The sequence below is a fragment of the Streptomyces sp. NPDC058291 genome (assembly GCF_042880855.1).
Classification (GTDB): Bacteria; Actinomycetota; Actinomycetes; order Streptomycetales; family Streptomycetaceae; genus Streptomyces.
In genome coordinates this window covers 2,794-21,380 of the sequence record NZ_JBHVYK010000119.1, presented here as the reverse complement: position 1 = coordinate 21,380, position 18,587 = coordinate 2,794, and the positions used below count along the sequence as shown (strand labels likewise).

General features: G+C 73.7%; 15 protein-coding genes. 5 read left to right on the top strand and 10 right to left on the bottom strand.

The window, feature by feature from the left end; genetic code table 11:
• Together ACFVYK_RS35190 and ACFVYK_RS35185 are read left to right on the top strand one after the other, a co-directional pair.
• The coding region (locus tag ACFVYK_RS35190; protein WP_389780807.1) for an ATP/GTP-binding protein at positions 1-2,301 on the top strand (2,301 nt) is incomplete at its 5' end.
• Between the two features lie 110 nt (positions 2,302-2,411).
• Positions 2,412-4,094, top strand: coding sequence for a PucR family transcriptional regulator (locus tag ACFVYK_RS35185; protein WP_389780806.1), 1,683 nt, complete (start codon positions 2,412-2,414; stop codon positions 4,092-4,094).
• A 390-nt stretch (positions 4,095-4,484) separates the two neighbouring features.
• On the opposite strand, the gene ACFVYK_RS35180 is transcribed toward ACFVYK_RS35185, so the two are convergent.
• From ACFVYK_RS35180 to ACFVYK_RS35150, 7 genes are all read right to left on the bottom strand, one after another.
• Positions 4,485-4,937 carry a hypothetical protein gene (locus ACFVYK_RS35180; protein ID WP_389780805.1) on the bottom strand — a complete coding sequence of 151 codons (453 nt, stop codon included), beginning with the start codon at positions 4,935-4,937 and terminating at the stop codon, positions 4,485-4,487.
• Between the two features lie 273 nt (positions 4,938-5,210).
• Positions 5,211-6,629: an NAD(P)/FAD-dependent oxidoreductase gene (locus ACFVYK_RS35175; protein WP_389780804.1), complete on the bottom strand. Its 1,419-nt coding sequence runs from the start codon at positions 6,627-6,629 to the stop codon at positions 5,211-5,213.
• 53 nt (positions 6,630-6,682) lie between these two features.
• Positions 6,683-7,483, bottom strand: coding sequence for an ABC transporter permease (locus ACFVYK_RS35170; protein ID WP_389780803.1), 801 nt, complete (start codon positions 7,481-7,483; stop codon positions 6,683-6,685).
• 1 nt (position 7,484) lies between these two features.
• A complete protein-coding gene (locus ACFVYK_RS35165; protein ID WP_389780802.1) occupies positions 7,485-8,414 on the bottom strand; it encodes an ABC transporter permease in 930 nt (309 codons plus the stop codon).
• Positions 8,414-9,565, bottom strand: coding sequence for an ABC transporter ATP-binding protein (locus ACFVYK_RS35160; protein ID WP_389780811.1), 1,152 nt, complete (start codon positions 9,563-9,565; stop codon positions 8,414-8,416). Before ACFVYK_RS35160 ends, ACFVYK_RS35165 begins: the two co-directional genes overlap by 1 nt.
• 5 nt (positions 9,566-9,570) lie before the next feature.
• Positions 9,571-10,818 (bottom strand): PotD/PotF family extracellular solute-binding protein, encoded by a 1,248-nt coding sequence (locus tag ACFVYK_RS35155; RefSeq protein WP_389780801.1) that lies wholly within the window; start codon positions 10,816-10,818, stop codon positions 9,571-9,573.
• A gap of 55 nt (positions 10,819-10,873) precedes the next feature.
• Positions 10,874-12,388 (bottom strand): gamma-aminobutyraldehyde dehydrogenase, encoded by a 1,515-nt coding sequence (locus tag ACFVYK_RS35150; RefSeq protein ID WP_389780800.1) that lies wholly within the window; start codon positions 12,386-12,388, stop codon positions 10,874-10,876.
• A gap of 221 nt (positions 12,389-12,609) precedes the next feature.
• Between ACFVYK_RS35150 and ACFVYK_RS35145 the strand changes: the two genes are divergently transcribed.
• Positions 12,610-13,170, top strand: coding sequence for an NADAR family protein (locus ACFVYK_RS35145; RefSeq protein ID WP_389780799.1), 561 nt, complete (start codon positions 12,610-12,612; stop codon positions 13,168-13,170).
• A 29-nt stretch (positions 13,171-13,199) separates the two neighbouring features.
• Here ACFVYK_RS35145 and ACFVYK_RS35140 read toward each other — a convergent pair whose 3' ends face one another.
• Positions 13,200-14,348, bottom strand: a complete 1,149-nt coding sequence (locus ACFVYK_RS35140) for a DUF4190 domain-containing protein (RefSeq protein ID WP_389780798.1) — start codon at positions 14,346-14,348, stop codon at positions 13,200-13,202.
• Positions 14,349-14,585: 237 nt separating this feature from the next.
• Between ACFVYK_RS35140 and ACFVYK_RS35135 the strand changes: the two genes are divergently transcribed.
• Positions 14,586-15,698, top strand: coding sequence for an adenosine deaminase (locus ACFVYK_RS35135; RefSeq protein WP_389780797.1), 1,113 nt, complete (start codon positions 14,586-14,588; stop codon positions 15,696-15,698).
• A gap of 36 nt (positions 15,699-15,734) precedes the next feature.
• Positions 15,735-16,424, top strand: coding sequence for a glycerophosphodiester phosphodiesterase (locus ACFVYK_RS35130; protein ID WP_389780796.1), 690 nt, complete (start codon positions 15,735-15,737; stop codon positions 16,422-16,424).
• Between the two features lie 13 nt (positions 16,425-16,437).
• Here ACFVYK_RS35130 and ACFVYK_RS35125 read toward each other — a convergent pair whose 3' ends face one another.
• Together ACFVYK_RS35125 and ACFVYK_RS35120 are read right to left on the bottom strand one after the other, a co-directional pair.
• Positions 16,438-18,144 (bottom strand): RNA polymerase sigma factor, encoded by a 1,707-nt coding sequence (locus ACFVYK_RS35125; protein ID WP_389780795.1) that lies wholly within the window; start codon positions 18,142-18,144, stop codon positions 16,438-16,440.
• 12 nt (positions 18,145-18,156) lie between these two features.
• Positions 18,157-18,564: a hypothetical protein gene (locus ACFVYK_RS35120; RefSeq protein ID WP_389780810.1), complete on the bottom strand. Its 408-nt coding sequence runs from the start codon at positions 18,562-18,564 to the stop codon at positions 18,157-18,159.
• Positions 18,565-18,587: the final 23 nt, after the last annotated feature.

The following is an 18,587-nucleotide window of genomic DNA, read 5'->3' as shown; positions in this document are numbered from 1 at the left end:
CCGCCGCGGCCGGCCCGCGCGCCGGGCGTGCCGCCCGCCGCCGGGCACGCGCCGCGGGCCGCGTCCGCCGTCGCCGCCTGGCTCGACGAGGAGCGTCCGGTGGCCCGGCCGGGGATCTGGCGGTTCGGCCACCGGCTGCCGAAGCCGCCCCGGACGGCCGAGCGGCTCGCACCGGTGACGGTCGTCGGGATGCTGGTCCCGCTGGCGGTCGCGCTGATCCTGTGGTCGCTGTGGCGGCGGGGCGCCCTGCCCTACCAGTTCACCCTGCTGCGGCTGTTCACCCCCGGCGACTGGTGGTGGGGCGGCACGATCGCCTCCCCGAAGACCATGGACGGCGCCGAGGCGCGGGTGGTCTACGACGGCGTCTTCTTCGCCGTCCTGCTGTACGCCATGGGCCGGCTGGGCAGCTGGCCGCACGTCGTGCGGCACTTCGTGGGGCGTCGGCCGCAGCCCGCGCGGGCCCTGATCGCCCTGCTCGGCGCCCTTGCCGCGCTGAGCTTCGTCTTCCCCGGCGCGTTCGGCGTCGGCTGGGACGCGCTGCCGGTCGTCGACCCGCTGTTCTCGCTCATCGTGCTGATCGCCGGCGGCTACGAGCTGTTCGCCTCCCCGCTGTTCACGAACACGCTGTACGCCGTCGTCACGCTGCTGGTCGTGTGGCCGTTCGCGCGGGTCGGGGGCTGGCTGCCGCTCGCGAGGGAACGGCTCGCCGCCCGGCAGGCCGGACCCGGCCACGGCGCGCCCGCGGCCGCGGCCGAGCGGCCCCGGTCGCAGTGGCCCGAGCTGCGCGACGCCGGGCAGTACGACGCGGCCGACCTGCTCACCGGCGAGGTCACCGCCGGCCGGATGAACGACGTGGACTGCGTGCGGGTGCGGCAGGCGTGGAGCGCGGGGATCGGGGACTTCCGGGAGACCGTGCTGCGCCAGGGCGGGGCGGCCTGGACCCACCCCTCCGGCGACCGCGACCTGCCCCGGCGCACGGCCCGCCATGACCTGCTCGCCGGGCAGGTGCGCATCGGCCGCTGGGTGGCCGCCGAACGCGCCCCGCTCGTCTACCACGACGCGGGCGCCGCGCTCGGCCCGGACCTGCTGGGCACCTCGCTGCTGGCGGTCGGGCCGTCCGGCTCGGGCAAGACGCGCACGCTGATCGAGCCGCTGACCGAGGCGCTGGCCCTGCAAGCGCTCACCGGGACGTGCGCCGTGGTCGCGGTGTCCTCGCCCGGCGGCGGCCCGCTCGGCTCCGACTCCGCCTTCGACGTGATCGTCCGGATCGGCGACCCCTCGTCCGTGCACGACCTGGACCCGTACGCGGGCTGCGAGGACCCGGACGAGGCGGCCGACATCCTCGCCGAGGCCCTGGTCGGCGACCTCGACGCGGTGAGCTGCCGGAGCGCGGCCACGGCGCTGGCCCAGCTGCTCGGCCCCTTCCGGGCCGCGCACGGCCGCTTCCCCGCCCTCGCCGAGCTGCGCGAACTGCTGGAGGGCGAGCCCGGCGCGCTGTCCGCGCTGCGCGAGGCGGTGGCCGGGGACGAGGTGATGCGGCGCGAGCTGCAGGCGCGCGCACGGCAGACGGGTGCGCCGGGCGACGCGGGCCGGGCCCTCGCCGACCGGCTGGCCCTGCTGAGCCGGCCGGCGTTCGCGGGATTCTTCGGCACGGGCGGGGACGCCCACCGCGCGTTCTCGCTGCGCGCCGTCGCCCACCACCCGCTCCGGGTCCGCATCGACCTGCCCGAACGCGGCCACGAGGAGGCCGCGCGGCTGATCACCCGGCTGGTCCTCGCGCAGTTCCACACCGTGGTACGGGAGCGCCACGACCACTTCGCCTGTCTGGTCCTGGACGACGCCACGGGTGCGGTCACCGACGGGTCGGTGCGCCGGCTGCAGCGGCTGCGCTCGCAGAACGCGGGCGTGGTGCTGGCCCTGCGCAGCGTCGGCGACGTCCCCGAGGCACTGCACGGGCCGCTGTACGGGGCCGTCGGCTGCCGGATGGCGTTCTGCGGGATCACCACCTGGGACGGCGGCAGGTTCGCGCAGACCTGGGGCACCGAGTGGGTGGAGACCACGGAGGTCGCCCAGCACACCGTGTTCGCAGACCAGCCGATGACCCGCGCCATCCACGCCCTGCGCAAGCTGGTGACCGGCAAGGCGGTCACCACCGACGCGGTGACCGTGCGCCAGGTCGAGCGGGAGCGGTGGTCGGCGTCCCAGCTGGCGCACGAGGTCCCGCCCGGACACGCGGTGCTGTCCCTGACAAGCGTGCACGGCGAGCACACACCGCCGCTGCTGGTGGATCTACGGGGCTGACGAGGCGTCCCGCAGGACCTTACGGTGAGGCAGAATCGGCACAGGCCCTTCATACGAAGCGGCCAAAAGATCACATCGCCGTTCGATCGCCTCCACGACCTGAAGGCCCCATGCCTCCCACCCTCGCCTCGCTCGTCCACCACTCCGCGCTGAAGCTGACCGTGCGCGCGGGCGAGGGCCGTCTGGACGTGCCGGTGCGCTGGGCGCACGTCAGCGAGCTCGCGGACCCCGTGCCCTACATGGAGGGCGGGGAGCTGCTGCTGATCACCGCGCTCAAGCTGGACGCCGAGGACCCGGAGGCCATGCGGCGCTATGTGCGGCGGCTGGCCAAGGCGGGGGTGGTCGGGCTCGGCTTCGCCGTCGGCGTCACCTACGAGGAGATCCCGAAGGCGCTGGTCGACGCGGCCGAGGAGGAGGGCCTGCCGCTGCTGGAGGTGCCGCGCCGCACCCCGTTCCTCGCCATCAGCAAGGCGGTGTCGGCGGCGATCGCGGCCGACCAGTACCGGGCGGTGACGGCGGGGTTCGCGGCCCAGCGGGAGCTGACCGGGCAGGCCCTGACCGCGGGCCCCGAAGGACTGCTCGGCGCGCTCGCCGCCCAGGTGAACGGGTGGGCCGCCCTGTACGACGCCTCGGGCGCGGTGGTGGCGGCCGCGCCCGAGTGGGCGGGCCGGCGGGCCGCGCGGCTGACCGCCGAGGTGGAGCGGCTGCGGGAGCGGGCGGCCCCGGCCTCGGCGGTGGTCGGGAGCGGCGCGGCGGACCGCGCCGAGCACGACGACCGGATCGAACTGCACTCCCTGGGCACCGGCCGGCGCCCGCGCGCGGCGCTCGCCGTCGGCACCGCGTCGGCCCTCGGGACCGCCGAACGCTACGCCGTCCATTCGGCCATCGCCCTGCTGACCCTCACCACGGAGCGCTCCCGCTCGCTGCACGCGGCGCAGCAGCGGATCGGCGCGGCGGTGCTGCGCATGCTGCTGGCGAGCGAGCCCGACCATGCCCGGGCGGTCGCCGGGGACCTCTACGGGGATCTGCTCGACGCCCCCTTCCGGGTGATCGTCGCGGAGGCGGCGCCAACCGCGCGCGCGCACGCGGAGGCGTCGGCGCGAGGGCCGGCGACCGCCGTCGAGGGGCCGCACGCGCGCGTGCCGCACGCGGCCCCGCCGGCCGGCGACCCGTTCGGCGCTCTGGTGGAGGCGATCGAGTCGGCGGCCGCCCGGGCCGGCGAGGCCGTGCTGGCGGTGCCCGAGGGCGAGCGGCTGGTGGCGCTGGTCAAGGACGGGGGCGCGGCCGCGGCGGCGTGTGCGCGGTACGCGACGGCGCGGGAGGCCGTGCGGGCGGACGACGGTGTCTCGCCGGGGACCTGCGACGACGACGGGCTGGTCGTGGGGCTGTCGGCGCCGGCCGGGCCGATCGCGGCGGCCACGGCGTACAAGCAGGCGGAACAGGCCCTGTCCGTGGCTCGGCGCCGGGGCCGGTTCTTCGTCGAGCACGAGCAGCTCGCGGCGGGCTCCGTGCTGCCGCTGCTCGCCGACGACGCGGTGAAGGCGTTCGCGGACGGCCTGCTGCGGGCGCTGCACGAACACGACGCGACCGGTCGCGGCGATCTGGTGGCGTCCCTGCGGGCCTGGCTGTCGCGGCACGGCCAGTGGGACGCGGCAGCGGCCGACCTGGGCGTCCACCGCCACACCCTGCGCTACCGCATGCGCCGGGTGGAGGAGATCCTCGGACGCTCCCTGGACGACCCGGACGTCCGCATGGAACTGTGGCTGGCCCTGAAAACGACGTCGGCGGACTGAACTCCGGCAGGCCGCTGCCGCCTGACAGGTTGTTCCGCCGACAGCTGGCCTGGCCGGCCTGCCGCGGCCCGCTGGTCGGCCGCAGGCGCTGAGGAGGCCTCTGGCCCCTGACGACCGGCCGCTCGCGGCCGGCTGCTTCGCCGGCGCGGGGCCGCGAGCGCGTGCCGTCGGTCGGTCGGTCTGTCTGCTGCAGGAGCCGCGTCGGCCGCGCGGGCGGCCGACATGAGCGCGCGGGCGGGCAGCCCCGAAGGGTGTGCCGTGCCTCCCGGTCGGGGGCGCGGCGGCTCGCCCGCACGGTCGGTGACACGACGGTGGAGCCGTCCGGGCGGTCGGGCGGACAGGGCGCGGGAGTCGTCCGGTCGGTCAGTCGGCGCGGGGCCGTCCGGTCGGTCAGTCGGCGGTTCCGTCCGCCAGTCGCGCCGCCGCCTCGTGCATCGCCAGTTCGAGGAGCGCCGGGTCGGTCAGCGTGCCGGTGCCGTCCGGCGGGACCAGCCAGCGCACGCTCCCGGTCGAGCGGCCCGGGTAGGGCACGACGATCCAGGCGCCGGTCCCGGCGGTGCGGATGCCGGTGCCGAGCCAGCGGGCGGCCGTCCCGGGCGACACGAAGAAGCCCATGCGGTCGTTTCCGAAGTCGACGAGCACCGGGCCCGGTCTGCCGAGGATCCGGGTGAGCACGTCGAGGGTGGGACGGCCGAGCTCGCCCGGCAGGATGAGCACGTCCCAGGCCCTGCCGGCGGGCAGCAGCGCCACCCCCAGCGGGTTGCGCTCCCATTCCCAACGGCACGCCCCGGGATCCGGTGCGACGGATGCCAGCCATTCGACGGCCGTTTTCGCCCCAGCCATGAGGAGACCTCCCCTTCACTCGTGAACGCTGTCACGTCACAAGGGAGAGGGAGGTCCCCGGCGGGCATTACGCGGGTTCGGGCGACCCTTTGGAGTGAACGAGGTCCCGCTCAGCCGTCGAGTCACCTCTCGGCGGTCGGGCCGCCTCCCAGTGGTCGGGCCACCTCTCGGCGGTCGGGCCGCCTCCCAGTGGTCGGGTTACCTCTCGGCGGTCGGACCGCCTCCCAGTGGCCGGGCCGCCTCTCAGCCGTCGGGTCACCTCTCAGCCGTCGGTCAGCTGTCGAAGCCCAGGCCCAGGCGATCCATCGTCCTGAGCCACAGGTTGCGCCGCCCGCCGTGCGCGTCGGCCCGGGCCAGCGACCACTTGGTGAGGGCGATGCCGGTCCAGGCGAACGGCTCGGGCGGGAAGGGCAGCGGCTTCTTGCGGACCATCTCCAGCGACGTCCGCTCGGTGCTCTCCCCCGACAGCAGATCCAGCATCACCTCGGCGCCGAACCGGGTCGCCCCGACGCCCAGACCGGTGTACCCGGCCGCGTAGGCCACCTTGCCGTGGTGGGCCGTGCCGAAGAACGCCGAGAAGCGCGAGCAGGTGTCGATCGCCCCGCCCCACGCGTGGGTGAAACGGACGCCCTCCAGTTGCGGGAAGCAGCCGAAGAAGTGCCCGGCGAGCTTGGCGTAGGTCTCGGGCCGGTCGTCGTACTCGGCGCGCACCCGGCCCCCGTAGGGGTAGACGGCGTCGTAGCCGCCCCACAGGATCCGGTTGTCGGCCGACAGCCGGAAGTAGTGGAACTGGTTGGCCGAGTCCCCGAGCCCCTGCCGGTTCTTCCAGCCGATGGAGCCGAGCTGTCCGGCGGTCAGCGGCTCGGTCATCAGCGCGTAGTCGTAGACCGGCACGGTGTACGCCCGCACCCGCCTGACCAGGCTCGGGAAGATGTTCGTGCCCAGGGCGACCTGCCGGGCGCGGACCTGCCCGTACGGCGTGCGGACGGCCATCCCGGGGCCGTACGGCTTCAGGTCCAGCGCGGGCGTGTGCTCGTACACGCGCACCCCGAGCCGCAGGCACGCCCGTTTCAGGCCCCAGGCCAGCTTGGCCGGGTGGAGCATGGCGACGCCGCGGCGGTCGTGCAGGCCGGCCTCGAAGGTGGGCGAGGCGACCTGTTCGCGCACCGCGTCGGCGTCGAGGAACTCCATGCCGTCGGCGAGGCCGCGGCGGTCGAGTTCCTCGTACCAGTCGCGCAGCTCGCGCGCCTGGTACTCCTCGGTGGCGACGTCGATCTCGCCGGTGCGCTCGAAGTCGCAGTCGATGCCGTACCGGGCGATCGCCGCCTCGATCTCGTCGAGGTTGCGCGTCCCCAGCTCCTGGAGCCGGTGGATCTCGTCCGGCCAGCGGGCGATCCCGTTGGACAACCCGTGGGTGAGGGAGGCCGCGCAGAAGCCCCCGTTGCGGCCCGAGGCGGCCCAGCCCACCTCGCGGCCCTCCAGCAGCACCACGTCCCGCTGCGGTGCGCGCTCCTTGGCGACGAGCGCGGTCCACAGTCCGCTGTAGCCGCCGCCGACGATCAGCAGGTCGCAGGTCTCGGCGCCGGTGAGCGCGGCCTGCGGCCGGGGCTTGCCCGGGTCCTCCAGCCAGTACGGGACCGGCTGGGCGTCGGAAAGAGAAGCGGTCCACCGGTTCATGGCGCTCGGGGCCATGATGTCAACTCCCTACAGAGGTCCGCGCAACTCCCATGGAGTTGCGCGCAGGCTCACGCCTTCTGCTTGTTGCGGCGATTGGTGACGATCATCGACGTCAGGACGAGCAGCACGGCGACGAGGAACATGGCCGTGCCGATGACGTTGATCTGGACGGGCGTTCCACGCTGCGCCGAACCCCAGACGAACATGGGGAAGGTGACGGTGGAGCCCGCGTTGAAGTTGGTGATGATGAAGTCGTCGAAGGAGAGCGCGAAGGCGAGCAGCGCGCCCGCGGCGATTCCGGGCGCGGCGATCGGCAGGGTGACGCGCAGGAACGTCTGGGCCGGCCCGGCGTAGAGGTCCTGGGCGGCCTGCTCCAGCCGCGGGTCCATCGACATGACGCGGGCCTTGACGGCCGTCACGACGAAGCTCAGGCAGAACATGATGTGGGCGATGAGGATCGTCCAGAATCCCAGCTGGGCGCCCAGGTTGAGGAACAGGGTCAGCAGCGAGGCCGCCATGACGACCTCGGGCATGGCCATGGGCAGGAAGATCAGCGAGTTGACGGCGCCCCGCGCGCGGAAGCGGTAGCGCACCAGGGCGAAGGCGATCATCGTGCCGAGCAGCGTGGCGCCGAGGGTCGCCCAGACGGCGAGCTGCAGGCTGAGCGAGAGCGAGCCGCACAGGCCGGCCACCCCGCACGGGTCCTTCCAGGCGTCCGTGGAGAACTGCTGCCATTCGTAGTTGAAGCGGCCCCTCGGTTTGTTGAAGGAGAACACCGTCACGACGACGTTCGGCAGGAGCAGGTAGGCGAGCGTGAGAAGCCCCGCGATGACCACGAAGTGGCGCTTGAGCCAGTTGACGACAGGCATGTCAGACCAGATCCTCCGTCCCGGACCTGCGGATGTAGAAGGTGACCATGAAAAGGATCGCGGCCATGAGGATGAAGGAGAGGGCCGCCGCCGTCGGATAGTCGAGCACGCGCAGGAACTGCGTCTGGATGACGTTTCCGATCATGCGGGTGTCGGTGGAGCCGAGCAGTTCCGCGTTGACGTAGTCGCCGGCCGCCGGGATGAAGGTGAGCAGCGTTCCGGAGACCACGCCCGGCATCGACAGCGGGAAGGTGACCTTGCGGAACACGGTGGCCGGCCGGGCGTACAGGTCGCCCGCCGCCTCGTGCAGCCGCCCGTCGATGCGCTCCAGCGAGGAGTACAGCGGCAGGATCATGAAGGGCAGGAAGTTGTACGTCAGGCCGCAGACCACCGCGAGCGGTGTGGCGAGGACCCGGTCCCCGGCCGTCCAGCCGAGCCAGCTGGTGACGTCGAGGACGTGCAGCCTGTTGAGGGCGCCGACGACGGGCCCGCCGTCCGCGAGGATGGTCTTCCAGGCGAGGGTGCGGATCAGGAAGCTGGTGAAGAACGGCGCGATCACCAGGATCATGATCAGGTTGCGCCAGCGTCCGGCGCGGAAGGCGATCAGGTAGGCCAGCGGATAGCCGAGCACCAGGCACAGGATCGTGGCGGCGCCCGCGTACGCCACCGAGCGCAGGAACTGCGGCCAGTACGCGTCCAGGGCGTCCCAGTAGGTCGCGAGGTGCCAGGTGACCTTGTAGCCCTGTTCCAGGGACCCCGTCTGCACGGACGTGGAGGCCTGGTAGATCATCGGCAGCGCGAAGAACACGACCAGCCAGAGCAGGCCGGGCAGCAGCAGCCAGTACGGCGTCAGGCGGCCGCGCTTGCGCGGGGGCTTCTTCGTCGGCGCCGTCGGGGACAGGGGCGGGGGCGCCTCGGTGAGCGTCGCCATCAGAGCGCCGCCTCTTCCTGGATGCCGGCTTCGATGTCCTGGGCCGCGTCCAGGCCGAAGGTGTGGGCGGGGTTCCAGTGCAGGACGACGTCGGCGCCGGGGACCAGCCGGGCGTCGCGGTCGATGTTCTGGGCGTAGACCTCGAACTCGGGACAGACCGAGCTGTCGACGACGTACTGGGTGGAGACGCCGATGAACGAGGAGTCGGCGATCGTGCCGGTGATGCGGTTGCGCCCCTCGGGGATCTCCCCGGCGTCGTCGGCGTGGCTGAGGGAGATCTTCTCCGGGCGGACGCCCACCAGCACCCTGCCGCCGGTCGTCGTGGGCGCGGAGCAGCGCGCCTCGGGCAGCACGAGCTTGCCGCCGCCCGCCTTCAGGACGATGTCGCCGCCGCTGCGGGAGTCGACCTCGGCCTCGATGAGGTTGGAGGTGCCGAGGAAGTTGGCGACGAACGTGGTGTGCGGGTTCTCGTAGAGGTCGGCCGGGGACCCGAGCTGTTCGACGCGGCCCGCGTTCATCACGGCGACCGTGTCGGCCATCGTCATGGCCTCCTCCTGGTCGTGCGTGACGTGCACGAAGGTGATGCCCACCTCGGTCTGGATGCGCTTGAGCTCCAGTTGCATCTGGCGGCGCAGCTTGAGGTCGAGGGCGCCGAGGGGCTCGTCGAGGAGGAGCACCTTGGGGTGGTTGATCAGGGCGCGGGCCACGGCGACGCGCTGCTGCTGGCCGCCGGAGAGCTGGTGCGGCTTCTTGCGGGCCTGCTCGCCGAGCTGCACGAGCTCCAGCATGTCCTCCACCTGCTTCTTCACGCTCTTGATGCCGCGCCGGCGCAGACCGAAGGCGACGTTCTCGAAGATGTCGAGGTGCGGGAAGAGGGCGTAGGACTGGAAGACGGTGTTCACCGGGCGCTTGTACGGCGGGAGGGCGGTGACGTCCAGGTCGCCGAGGTGGACGGTTCCGGAGGAGGGTTCCTCCAGGCCGGCGATCATGCGCAGGGTGGTGGTCTTGCCGCAGCCGGAGGCGCCGAGCAGGGCGAAGAAGGAGCCCTGCGGGACGGTGAGGTCCAGCGGGTGGACGGCGGTGAAGGAGCCGTAGGTCTTGCTGATGCCGGTCAGGCGGACGTCGCCGCTGCCGCTGTCGTTCGTCTTCATCGTCGTCACGCCCCAGTGAGCTTCGCGAACTGCGCTTGGTAGGCGGTCTCTTCCTTCGCGCTCAGCGAGCGGAAGGCATGGGACTTCGCCTGCATGGCCTTGTCGGGAAGGATCAGCGGATTGTCCGCCGCCGACTTGTCGATCTTGGCGAGGTACGGTTTCACGTCCGCTACGGGACTCACGTAGTTGATGTACGCGGCGAGTTCGGCGGCCGGCTCCGGCTGGTAGTAGTAGTCGATCAGCCGCTCGGCGTTCGTCTTGTGGCGCGCCTTGTTGGGGATCAGCATGTTGTCGGTCGACGTCATGTAGCCGCTGTCCGGGACGACATAGCCGACGTCGGGGTTGTCGGCCTGGAGCTGGACGATGTCGCCGGCCCAGGCGACACAGGCCGCCAGGTCGCCCTTGCTGAGGTCGGACGTGTAGTCGTTGCCGGTGAAGCGGCGGATCTGGCCCTTGTCGACGGCCCTTTGCAGACGGGCGAGAGCCGCGTCGTAGTCGTCGCCGGTGAAGTCCGCCGGGTCCTTGCCCATGTCGAGCATGGTCATGCCGACGGTGTCGCGCATCTCGGTCAGCAGGCCGACCCGGCCCTTGAGCGCCGGGGTGTCGAGCAGGTCGGAGACCGACGTCACCTCGACGCCGTTCAGCGCCTTCTTGTTGTAGGCGATGACGGTCGAGATGCCCTGCCAGGGGTACGAGTAGGCGCGGCCCGGGTCCCAGTCGGGGCTGCGGAACTGCTCCGACAGGTTGGCGAAGGCGTGCGGGAGGTTCGACGCGTCGAGCTTCTGGACGTAGCCGAGCCGGATCATGCGGGCGGCCAGCCAGTCGGTGAGGACGATGAGGTCGCGGCCGGTGTCCTGACCGGCGGCGAGCTGCGGCTGGATCTTGCCGAAGAACTCGTCGTTGTCGTTGATGTCCTCGGTGTACGTGACCGCGACGCCGGTCTGCTTGCGGAACGCGTCCAGCGTCGGGTGGCGCTTGCCGCTGTCGTCGACGTCGATGTACTCCGGCCAGTTGGAGAACTTGACGACCTTCTCCTTCGCCGAGTGGTCGTCGGCCGAGACGCCGCCCTGGGACTTGCCGGCCGCGGGGATCCCGCAGCCGGCGAGCGCGCCCAGGCCGCCCAGGGCGAGCGCGCCGCCGGCGGAGGCGCGCAGCAGCGACCGGCGGTTCATGGCCGTCCTGCCGTGGCGGAAACTGCGCCGTACGGCGGCCTGTTCGGCCGGGCTCAGGCGGTCGGGCTCGTACTGCTCCATGCGCGTGGTGCCCTTTCGGGAGGTACGGCCGTGGTCGGCGGCCGGTCGTCGTCGCTTATGAGTCCCCGAAGACCGTGCGGTGCCAGGGCTTGCGGGCAACCGCCGTGTTATCGAACATAACGTGCTTTACCTGGGTGTACTCCTCGAACGAATACACTGACATGTCCTTGCCGAAGCCGGAGGCCTTGTAGCCGCCGTGCGGCATCTCGCTGATGATCGGGATGTGGTCGTTGATCCACACGCATCCGGCCTTGATCTCGCGCGTCGCCCGGTTCGCCCGGAACACGTCCCGGGTCCACGCGGAGGCGGCCAGTCCGTAAGGGGTGTCGTTGGCGAGCGCGATCCCCTCGTCGTCGCCGTCGAAGGGCAGCACCACCAGGACCGGCCCGAAGATCTCGCACTGGACGACCTCGCTGTCCTGGGCCGCGTCCGCGATCAGGGTCGGGAGGTAGTACGCGCCCTTGCCGAGCGCCCCCTGGGGCGCCTCCCCGCCGGTCACCACGCGCGCGTAGCCGCGCGCCCGGTCGACGAACGCGGCGACCCGGTCGCGCTGGAGGTGCGAGACCAACGGGCCGAGGTCGGTGCCGGGGGCGAAGGGGTCTCCGAGCCGGACCGTCTCCATCAGCGCGGCCGTGCGCTCGACGAACGCCTCGTAGAGCGGCCGCTGCACGTACGCGCGCGTGGCGGCCGTGCAGTCCTGCCCGGTGTTGATCAGCGCGCCCGCGACCGCGCCGTTGGCGGCGGCCTCCAGGTCGGCGTCGTCGAAGACGAGGAGGGGCGCCTTTCCGCCGAGCTCCAGGTGCAGCCGCTTGACGGTCGCGGTGGCGACCTCGGCGACGCGCTTGCCGACGGCGGTGGAGCCGGTGAAGGAGGTCATCGCGACGTCGGGGTGCCCGACCAGGCGCTCGCCCGCCTCCCGCCCGGTCCCGGTGACGATGTTGACGACGCCGTCCGGGATGCCGGCCTCCGTCGCCGCCTCGGCGAAGAGGAGCGAGGTGAGCGGGGTGAGTTCGGCGGGCTTGAGCACGATCGTGTTGCCCGCCGCGATCGCCGGGAGGATCTTCCAGGCCGCCATCTGGAGGGGGTAGTTCCAGGGGGCGATGGAGCCGACGACGCCGATGGGCTCACGGCGCACGTAGGAGGTGTGGTCGCCGGAGTACTCGCCGGCCGACTGGCCCGCGAGGTGACGGGCGGCGCCGGCGAAGAAGGCGGTGTTGTCGATCGTGCCGGGCACGTCGAACTCACGGGTGAGCTTCAGGGGCTTGCCGCACTGCAGGGACTCGGCGCGGGCCAGCTCCTCCGCACGGTCGGCGAGGACCGCGGCGAACCGGTGCAGCGCGTCGGAGCGCTCCCCCGGGGTGGCCGCGGACCAGCCGGGGAAGGCCGCACGGGCGGCGGCGACGGCTGCGTCGACGTCGCTCGCGCCCGCCAGCTCGTAGGTGAGGACCTCCTCGCCGGTGGCGGGGTCGACCACGGTGTGGGTGCTGCCGGACGTGCCCTTCGTCAGGCGGCCGGCGATGTACTGCGCGCCGTCCGAGAAACGTTCCTGTGCGGGAAACCGGTCCTGCATGTCGCTCTCCTCCGCCTTCGACCCGATGTGTTCGGCAGCGGGTGGCGTAGCTCCAGCTCGATGTGATTGCCGATCCTGACAGAGCAAGGGCCCTCCAACAAGTGATTCCGTTGTTGCCTTTTGGTTACGCGACGGAATCTGTCGACGAGGGTCGACCAGGTGTCGAGTCGGAGCGGAAAAGGAGGGACGCTCTGTCAGTGGCGCGTGCCATGCTCGGCTGCATGGACAGGATCAAGGACCGGGAGGCGCTGGTCAGCGCCGTCCGGGCGGGGGCGGGGATCAAGTACCTGCACTTCTGGGGACACCGGCCCCGGCCGGACGGGCGGATCGGCGCGAGCTGCCTCAGCCAGTGGTGGCCGTCACCGTTCGTGGTCGACGGGGTCGGCTATGCGACGGCCGAGCACTGGATGATGGCCGCGAAGGCGCGTCTCTTCGGCGACGCCGAGGCGGAGCGGCGGGCACTGGCCGCCGGCTCCCCCGCCCAGGCGAAGAAGGAGGGGCGGCTGGTGCGCGGCTTCGACGAGGAGACCTGGGCGCGGGAGCGGTTCGGGATCGTGGTCGAGGGCAGCGTCCACAAGTTCGCCTCGGACGACGGGCTGCGTGCGTTCCTGCTGGGTACGGGCACGCGCGTGCTGGTCGAGGCGAGCCCCCTGGACCGCGTGTGGGGCATCGGTCTGGCGGCGGACGACGAGGCGGCCACGGATCCGCAGCGGTGGCGGGGGCCGAACCTGCTGGGGTTCGCCCTGATGGAGGCGAGAGAGCGGCTGCGGGATGGCGCCTGAGCAGGCGCGCGCCGGATGTCGGCAGGTCCTCAGGGGGCCACGATCGTCAGCACGCCCATCCCGACCGCCAGCACCAGGCCCACGCTCGCGCAGATGATGCCCGCCAGCGCCTGGCCGGGGTTGGAGGCCTCGCCCCGGCCGGCCTTCCGGCGCCCGAGCGCTCCGAAGACGACGCCCAGGACGCCGAGGACGAGGGAGAGCGGCCACACGCAGAAGACGACAGCGGCCAGGATCCCGAGCGCCAGCCCGGCGACACCCATGCCGTTGCTGTCCCCCACCCCGGCTCCGGCCCACCCGTGAAGCCCCGGACCGCCGCCGTAGGGATAGGGAGGCGGTGACGGGTAGCCGTAGCCGCCGGGGTGACCGTAGCCACCGGGATAGCCGTAGGGCGCCTGTCCCGGCCCGTCGGGAGCGATGGGCGGCGGCGGCACGGCCTCCGGGGGCGGCGCGAAGGGGTTGGGCGGCGGACCGCCCACGAGGGTCGCCGGGTTCGGCGGCGGGAAGGACCCGAGCGGCTGACCGGTCTGCGGGGCGCCGAAGGGCTCGGCCCAGGGCTGGGGAGCGCCGTCGGCGGCCGGCAGCGAGGTGACCGTCCGCTGGTCGTGGACGGACGAGGAGCCCTGGCCGGGAAGCGCTGGGGCAGGATCGGCCCCGGCCGGCCGGCCGCCGCCCGGGGCGGCCCAGGGGCTCGCCCCGCCGGCCGCCCCGGAAACACCGCCCCCGGCCACCCCGTCCGCCCCGCCAGAAGCGGGCGCGGGCCACGCGGCGGCGTCCCTCGGGACGTCCGAGGCGGGCGCGGGCCACGCGGCCCCGGCGCCCGGGCCGTCCGGCACCGGCGGGTACGGGGCGCCGACCCGCGTCGCGTCCTGCGCGGCCTCGGCCGACGGCACCCCCGCGACCGCGTCCCGCGGACCGTCCGTGCCATCGGAGGCGGGCGCGGGCCACGCGGCGCGGGACGGGACAACGGCGGCGTCCCTCGGGACGTCCGAGGCGGGCGCGGGCCACGCGGCCCCGTAGCCCGGGCCGTCCGGTGCCGGCGGGTGCGTGGCGCCGACCCGCGTCGCGTCCTGCGCGGCCTCGGCGACCCCGTCCCGCGGACCGTCCGTGCCATCGGAGGCGGGCGCGGGCCAGGGGGAGCGGGCGGCGTCGCCGGTGGGTGTCGGCGCCTCGTCGGACATGCGTGAATCCCCCTGTCGCCCGCTTCCGGGCCTGCTCCTGCGTTCCCTCACCCGTACGCCGTCCCGCCGCGCGCACGTTCCGTCATGCTACGGCCCGGGCCGGCGGGGTGGGTCCGGAGCGAGGCCCCCGGCCGCCCGTCGTCCCCGCCGCCTACGATGATCCCGAGCCAGCGATCAGCCGATCACCCGCGTCCCGTCCGGCCCGCCGGTCCGGGGCGCCGTCCCGGGGAGGACCCCATGACCGACCGCCTCGACGCATCCTCGACAGCCCCCGCGTCCGGCGCGCCCGCCGGCCCCACCGCCGCCACCGCGGCCGGCGCCCGCGATCTGCACGCCTTCATCGCCGGGCTGCCCAAGGCCGAACTGCACGTCCACCACGTCGGCTCCGCCTCCCCCCGCATCGTCTCCGAGCTGGCCGCGCGGCACCCCGACTCCCAGGTGCCCACCGACCCCGAGGCGCTGGCCGACTACTTCACGTTCACGGACTTCGCGCACTTCATCGAGGTGTACCTGTCCGTCGTCGACCTCATCCGCACCCCGGAGGACGTCCGGCTGCTGACGTACGAGGTCGCCCGGGACCTGGCCCGTCAGCAGGTGCGGTACGCCGAGCTGACCGTCACCCCCTTCTCCTCGACCCGGCGCGGCATCGACGAAGTCGCCTTCATGGACGCCGTCGAGGACGCCCGCAAGGCCGCCGAGGCGGAGTTCGGGACCCAGCTGCGCTGGTGCTTCGACATCCCCGGCGAGGCCGGATTGGAGGCCGCGGAGGAGACTACCCGGCTAGCCACCGACGACCGGATCCGCCCCGAGGGGCTGGTCTCCTTCGGGCTCGGCGGACCCGAGATCGGCGTGCCGCGTCCGCAGTTCAAGCCCTACTTCGACCGGGCCATCGCCGCCGGGCTGCGGTCCGTGCCGCACGCCGGCGAGACCACCGGTCCCGGCACGGTGTGGGACGCGCTGACCCACCTGCGCGCCGAGCGCATCGGCCACGGCACCAGCGCCGCGCAGGACGAGAAGCTGCTCGCCCACCTCGCCGAGCACCGCATCGCCCTGGAGGTGTGCCCCACCTCCAACATCGCCACGCGTGCGGTCCGCACCCTCGACGAGCACCCGATCACACGGTTCGTCGAGGCCGGCGTCCTGGTGACGGTCAACTCCGACGACCCGCCGATGTTCGGCACCGACCTCGACAACGAGTACGCGGTGGCCGCCCGGCTGCTCGACCTCGACGAGCACGGCGTCGCCGGCCTCGCGAAGAACGCGGTCGACGCCTCCTTCCTGGACGAGGCCGGCAAGCGACGTATCCGGGACGAGATCGACGCCTACACCGCCGGATGGCTCGCCCCCTGACGGGGCGACCGGCAGCGGGCCCGCAACAATGGGCCCATGCAGAACGTGACCGCCGTGGGCCATCGCGGCGACCCCTACCGCTTCCGTGAGAACACGATCGACTCGCTGCGGTCCGCGCTCGACCGGGGCGCGGACGCCGTCGAGTGCGACGTCCGGCTCACCAGGGACGGCGTGCCCGTCCTGCTGCACGACGCGACGCTGAAGCGGCTGTGGGGGCGGGACCGGCCGCTGCGGTCGCTGTCCGCCGCCGAGGTGCGCGGACTCACGGCCGGCGCGGTGCCCACCCTCGCGGAGGCGCTCGCGGCGACGGACGGCAGCCGGCTGATGCTGGACCTGCCGGGCACCCGGGAGGAGCGCACCGCGCGGCGGATCGTCGACGCCGTGCGGGAGGCCGGCGCGACGGACCGCGTCCACTACTGCGCGGACGCGGTCGCGATGCTCGCCGTGCGCGCCGCGGACCCGTCCGCCGAGATCGCCCTGACCTGCACGAGCCTGGCGCCCCCGCGCCCCGTGCTGCTCGCGGCGGTGAAACCGCGCTGGCTCAACTACCGCTTCTCCCTGGTGGACCGGGACCTCGTCGCGCGCGTGCACCACGACGGCTTCCTGCTCTCCGTCTGGACCCCCGACACCCGCCGCGCGCTGCGCCGCCTCATCGACCTGGGCGTCGACTCCGTCACCACCAACCGCATCGACGTCCTGACCGCGCTGCGCGACGAGCGGGGCTGAGATCCCCGAAGCGTCACACGCCCGATCGCTGCGGCGCCGTCGCCGGGTCGGCCGGGGTGTCGCGGGTGACGTACTGCGGGACCGGTGTGTCGTCGTGGCCGGTGTCGCGGACCAGGCCGTAACGGCGCGCGCCCTGGGCGGGGCCGCTGGTGACGTCCCTGTGCACGGCGTCCCAGGTCGTCGGGAAGACGTTGAGACCGTAGTCGGCGCCCCGCTCGTTCACGGTGAGGGTGACGGTGCCGGCGAGGTGGAAGTACTCGTTCTGCCACATCTGTTGCGCGCCCGGCGGCAGGACGGCGTAGCCGGTGCTCCGGTCGCCCATGCCGGTGGCGGTCGCGTCGGCGCCGCCGACGGGGTCGTCCATGCGGCGTCCGCCGCCCGAGGCCACGTGGAAGAGCTTGCCCCTGAGGCCGGTCCAGCTGGGCATGACCAGGCCGCCGGACCGGTACTGCGGCGAGATCTGCCAGCGCACGAGGACATAGCCCTGTCCGCTGAGCGTCACGGCGTCGCCGCGGTGGTTCAGGGTGGCGTGCGCGCCGCCGCTGCTGGTGACGCCGGCCGCTGGCCGTTGCGGCAGGGCGCCGGGCGGTGTGTCCGGGTCGGAGGCTCGGTCCACGGCGTCGACGACGCTGCCGTACAGCGTGGCCTTCTCCGGCGTCACGGATGGCGGCGGCGAGGGCGACGGTGCGGCAGGGGCCTGCGCGGCGGACGCGGAGGGCCGGGCCGCGGACGGGGAGGGCGAGACGGTGGGGGCGCTCGCCGCCGTGGGCACGACGGCCGCGCGGGCGGGCGGCTCGCCGGGGGTCTGCACGACGACGTAGGCGCCGCCCGCGGCCAGGGTCGCGCCGGCCGTGACCGCCACGGCCGGCTTGGTGAGCGCGGTCAGCACCTTCGCGGACCAGCCGGCGGAGGCGGCGCCGGCGGCCGTCTTCCCGCCGAGGGCGAGGGAGAGCGTGAGGCCGGCCGGGACCGGCACCAGGGCGATCCCGACGAGCAGCCGTTCCGCCGGGACGACCGGCTCGCGGGCGTCCCCGCAGCGGGGGCAGCCGCGGATGTGCCGGGCCAGCCGCTTGCGCCAGACGGAGTCCGGGCGGCCGGTCCAGCGGGCGGTGAGTTCGCGCAGGCCGGGGCAGCCGCGGTCGAGGGCGCGCACGATGCCCCGGGCGGCGTCCAGGCGCTCCTTGACGCGCTGGACGCGCACGGCGGCGTGCTGCCGGCTGATGCCCGCGGCCGCCGCCAGCTCGCGCCGGGTGAGCTCGCCGGCGACCTCCAGCCACCACAGGGACAGCAGCTGCCGGTCCTCGGCGTCCAGCCAGCGCACCGCCTCCGCGACCTCCCGTCGCTGGCCCGCCAGCTGAAGGCGCAGAACGGTGAGTTCGGCGAAGTCGGCGGCCTCGCCCGACGGCGGGCTCTCGTCGAGGCGCCGGTCCGTCCCGCGGCGCGCGCGGTCGCGGACCTGCCGCATGGCGATGGCGACCAGCCAGGAGCGGAAGCTGTCCGGGTCGCGCAGCGAACCGAGGCGGTCGACGGCGCGCAGCATGGTCTCCTGGACGACGTCGTCGACGTCGGCGTGGCCGTTGAGCGCGCGGCCGACGATGTTGTAGACCAGCGGGAGCCAGCCCGCCACCAGGTCCTCCAGCGCCTGCCGGTCGCCGGCCTGCGCGTCGGCGATGGTGGCCCGCCAGTGCCCGCCGGCCTCGGCGTCGGGATGCGTCGTCATGCCCGCACCCTCTCAGCCGGGCCCCCGCCGCCGGCAATGTCGCACATCACACCCTGGAGACGGCCGGGACGGCGCTCGGATAACACTTTTCGGCGGCTCGAGTAGCGGACGTTCCTCACCGCAGCGGCTCCTCCAGCGGCACGCGCACCCCGGGGAGCTGACCGTCCAGCTCCCCCGGCTCGAACCGGCACATGCCGACCGCGTGCCAGAACTCGCCGGTCCGGTGACGTCGCCCTCGTACTTGTAGCCGCCGGACGGCGCGAGCGCGGCCCAGCCGCCCGACAGCCCAGCCGCCCGACAGCCCGGCAGCCCGGCAGCCCGGCAGCCCGGCAGCCCGAGCAGGGTGGCGCGCAGCGCGACCGGGCCGTCGGCGGGAACCTCCCAGAGGCGGACCGTGCCGTCCTCGCCGCCGCTCGCCAGCAGCGAGCCGTCGGGGCTGAAGG

Excerpts from the sequence above, each read along its gene's own strand:
- ACFVYK_RS35125 (WP_389780795.1), bottom strand. The coding sequence starts at position 18,144 with ATGACGACGCATCCCGACGCCGAGGCCGGCGGGCACTGGCGGGCCACC.
- ACFVYK_RS35140 (WP_389780798.1), bottom strand. The coding sequence starts at position 14,348 with ATGTCCGACGAGGCGCCGACACCCACCGGCGACGCCGCCCGCTCCCCC.
- ACFVYK_RS35135 (WP_389780797.1), top strand. The coding sequence starts at position 14,586 with ATGACCGACCGCCTCGACGCATCCTCGACAGCCCCCGCGTCCGGCGCG.
- ACFVYK_RS35160 (WP_389780811.1), bottom strand. The coding sequence starts at position 9,565 with ATGAAGACGAACGACAGCGGCAGCGGCGACGTCCGCCTGACCGGCATC.
- ACFVYK_RS35180 (WP_389780805.1), bottom strand. The coding sequence starts at position 4,937 with ATGGCTGGGGCGAAAACGGCCGTCGAATGGCTGGCATCCGTCGCACCG.
- ACFVYK_RS35185 (WP_389780806.1), top strand. The coding sequence starts at position 2,412 with ATGCCTCCCACCCTCGCCTCGCTCGTCCACCACTCCGCGCTGAAGCTG.
- ACFVYK_RS35155 (WP_389780801.1), bottom strand. The coding sequence starts at position 10,818 with ATGGAGCAGTACGAGCCCGACCGCCTGAGCCCGGCCGAACAGGCCGCC.
- ACFVYK_RS35175 (WP_389780804.1), bottom strand. The coding sequence starts at position 6,629 with ATGGCCCCGAGCGCCATGAACCGGTGGACCGCTTCTCTTTCCGACGCC.
- ACFVYK_RS35145 (WP_389780799.1), top strand. The coding sequence starts at position 12,610 with ATGGACAGGATCAAGGACCGGGAGGCGCTGGTCAGCGCCGTCCGGGCG.
- ACFVYK_RS35130 (WP_389780796.1), top strand. The coding sequence starts at position 15,735 with ATGCAGAACGTGACCGCCGTGGGCCATCGCGGCGACCCCTACCGCTTC.
- ACFVYK_RS35170 (WP_389780803.1), bottom strand. The coding sequence starts at position 7,483 with ATGCCTGTCGTCAACTGGCTCAAGCGCCACTTCGTGGTCATCGCGGGG.
- ACFVYK_RS35165 (WP_389780802.1), bottom strand. The coding sequence starts at position 8,414 with ATGGCGACGCTCACCGAGGCGCCCCCGCCCCTGTCCCCGACGGCGCCG.
- ACFVYK_RS35150 (WP_389780800.1), bottom strand. The coding sequence starts at position 12,388 with ATGCAGGACCGGTTTCCCGCACAGGAACGTTTCTCGGACGGCGCGCAG.